Annotated in this window: 3 protein-coding genes; 1 reads left to right on the forward strand and 2 read right to left on the reverse strand. The window is 72.1% G+C overall.

The window, feature by feature from the left end:
• Positions 1-70: 70 nt before the first annotated feature.
• Together GTW43_RS32365 and GTW43_RS38720 are read right to left on the reverse strand one after the other, a co-directional pair.
• Positions 71-595 carry a universal stress protein gene (locus GTW43_RS32365; RefSeq protein ID WP_161305536.1) on the reverse strand — a complete coding sequence of 175 codons (525 nt, stop codon included), beginning with the start codon at positions 593-595 and terminating at the stop codon, positions 71-73.
• Positions 596-954: 359 nt separating this feature from the next.
• The gene (locus GTW43_RS38720; RefSeq protein ID WP_161305537.1) at positions 955-1,110 is read right to left on the reverse strand and encodes a hypothetical protein; all 156 of its coding nucleotides are present in this window, start codon (positions 1,108-1,110) and stop codon (positions 955-957) included.
• A gap of 523 nt (positions 1,111-1,633) precedes the next feature.
• Between GTW43_RS38720 and GTW43_RS32375 the strand changes: the two genes are divergently transcribed.
• A partial coding sequence (locus tag GTW43_RS32375) for a helix-turn-helix domain-containing protein (RefSeq protein WP_161305538.1) occupies positions 1,634-2,801 on the forward strand: 1,168 nt, incomplete at its 3' end.

The raw sequence follows: 2,801 nt of genomic DNA on the forward strand, positions 1-2,801 counted from the left end.
CGCGGGGAACTGCGCGACCAGCCCCCACCGGGCCGCACCCGAAGGGCACACACCCGAAGGCGCACCCCTCTCAGGGGATGACGATCACAGGCCGCTGAGCCCGCCGGGCCAACCGCCCGGCGACGGACCCGAAGATCCGCCCGACGAGACCGTGGGTGGAACCCACGACAATCGCATCGGCCGCATACTCGTGCCCCACCTCCTCGAGCTCATGGCAGATGTCCCCACCCCGCTCGACGAGGATCCACGGCACCTCGGAGAGATACTCCGCGCAGGCCAGCTCGAGCCCGAGCACCTCGGTGCGGTGGTCGGGGACGTCGACGAACACGGGCGGCTCGCATCCCGCCCACACGGTCGTCGGCAGTCGGTTCGCCACGTGCACGATGATCAGCCCGGATCCGGAGCGGTGCGCCATGCCGATCGCGTACGCGAGGGCGCGCTCGCTCGACGTCGAGCCGTCGAAGCCGACGACGACGCCGTGCTTGAACGCGGGATCACAGGGGTGACGTAGTTCTTCCGCCGCGCGCGGGGTCGTGTCGGGATCGGCGACCTGGCGCTTGCGGCCTTCGGGTTCGGGGAATTCGTGACCGGCCATGAGTGTCTCGGCGTGTACCTCGTGGGCCTCTGTAGAGGGGACGACAACTGATCGGCGGAGCCGTGTCCGGGAATCATCTTCCCAACCCCATACCCCCAAGGGTACGGCGACACTCCTCCTCTGCCCAGACTCCGGCCGGCACCCGGGCCCGCCCCTGCGCACGCTCCGCAGCGCGTTCAGGGGAGCATGCACGAGCCTGCGCCCGTATGGCAATGCTTGCTGCCCCGTACAGGCGGTTTGCGCACCCTTGTGGCCCCGCGCGGCGGGGGGACCGAGTGACCGGTGCCGGGGCCACGCGTTGAACTCCCGGACCGCACACCCCAGGGAGCCAGGGAGCACTCCGTGCCCGGACCGACCACTCACGCCCGCTGGGCGGCGTTCGGCTGCGTCCTGGGGCCGCTCGTCATCGTCGGGTACGGCGGCTCGGCCGCGGGCGGGGCCGGCGCCGCGGTCGCGCTCGCGGCGGTGACGACGGTGTGCCGGGCCCTGCTGCGGCGGACGGAAAGGCGACGCACAGAAAGCGGTCCCGCACAGTTGCACAGTGAACAATGCACCCGGCACCGTGGGGTGTGCGGCGGGGCCGTCCGGGGGGCGCGCGCCGAGGCTTCGCGAGCGGGCCGGGGTACGCCGGGGGACTGACCGGATCCGGCGTGCGACCCCGTAGATTTTCAGCCAACTTCGGCCGGGCCTCTCCCCCTTGCCGCACCCCGCCCCGAACCCCCGTTCCACCAGGGCCGGAAGCCCGCCGGAAGGCGCTTGCACCCTACGGGGACCGGCCACGGAGTTGAGGCGCACTTCCCAGCAACGCCCGCGAGTGCGACGCTTCGTGACCGAATGCTTCACGCCAAGTTGCCATGTCGACAATCTGCCAGGTCTTTAACTGGTCACGACGGCACCACCGGACACAGTAGATTCGATCATGACTGTCTGATCAGTAGGCGGCGGGGGACTTCGTGCAGGACCGAGGGGAAACGTGCAGGAGCGAACAGCCCGTCAGAATATTGAGGGAGCCGCGAACACCGAGGGGGGCTTAGCAGGATGAGCCACGACTCCACCACTGCGCCGGAGACGGCGGCGGCCCGCAAGCTGTCCGGCCGCCGGCGACGCGAGATCGTCGCGGTGCTGCTGTTCAGCGGCGGCCCCATCTTCGAGAGTTCGATACCGCTCTCCGTCTTCGGGATCGACCGCCAGGACGCCGGAGTTCCGCGGTACCGGTTGCTCGTGTGCGCCGGCGAAGAAGGCCCCCTGCGGACCACGGGGGGCCTCGAACTGACCGCGCCGCACGGACTCGAGGCGATCGCGCGGGCGGGCACCGTCGTCGTGCCCGCCTGGCGTTCCATCACCGCTCCCCCGCCCGAGGAGGCACTGGACGCGCTGCGCCGTGCCCACGAGGAGGGGGCACGCATCGTCGGCCTGTGCACCGGCGCGTTCGTCCTGGCCGCGGCCGGTCTGCTGGACAGCCGTCCGGCCACGACGCACTGGATGTACGCACCGACGCTCGCCAAGCGCTACCCGTCGGTCCACGTGGACCCGCGGGAGCTCTTCGTCGACGACGGGGATGTCCTCACGAGCGCGGGCACCGCGGCCGGAATCGACCTGTGCCTGCACATCGTGCGCTCGGACCACGGGAACGAGGCGGCCGGTGCGCTCGCTCGCCGTCTCGTGGTGCCGCCGCGCCGCAGCGGCGGCCAGGAGCGCTACCTCGACCGGTCGCTGCCCGAGGAGATCGGCGCCGATCCGCTGGCCGAGGTCGTCGCGTGGGCGCTGGAGCATTTACACGAACAGTTCGACGTGGAGACGCTCGCGGCCCGTGCCTACATGAGCCGGCGCACCTTCGACCGCCGTTTCCGGTCACTGACGGGCAGCGCCCCGCTCCAGTGGCTGATCACCCAGCGGGTGCTGCAGGCGCAGCGGCTCCTGGAGACCTCCGACTACTCGGTCGACGAGGTCGCCGGGCGCTGCGGCTTCCGGTCTCCGGTGGCGCTGCGCGGACACTTCCGGCGGCAGCTGGGCTCGTCCCCGGCCGCGTACCGGGCGGCGTACCGGGCGCGCAGGCCGCAGCCGGGCGAGGCCGTGCCGGCCGGGGTCAAGGCGGACAAGCCGGTGGAGGCGGCCGCGGTGCCGGGTCCGGAGAGCACGGGCCCGGGGCCGGTGCCCGCCCAGTCCCGGCGGGCCGCTGCGGCGTCGCCGGTGCTCGGCGCGGCCA

Origin of the sequence: Streptomyces sp. SID5785, assembly GCF_009870065.1 — a bacterium.
Lineage (GTDB): Bacteria > Actinomycetota > Actinomycetes > Streptomycetales > Streptomycetaceae > Streptomyces.

Excerpts from the sequence above, each read along its gene's own strand:
- GTW43_RS32365 (WP_161305536.1), bottom strand. The coding sequence starts at position 595 with ATGGCCGGTCACGAATTCCCCGAACCCGAAGGCCGCAAGCGCCAGGTC.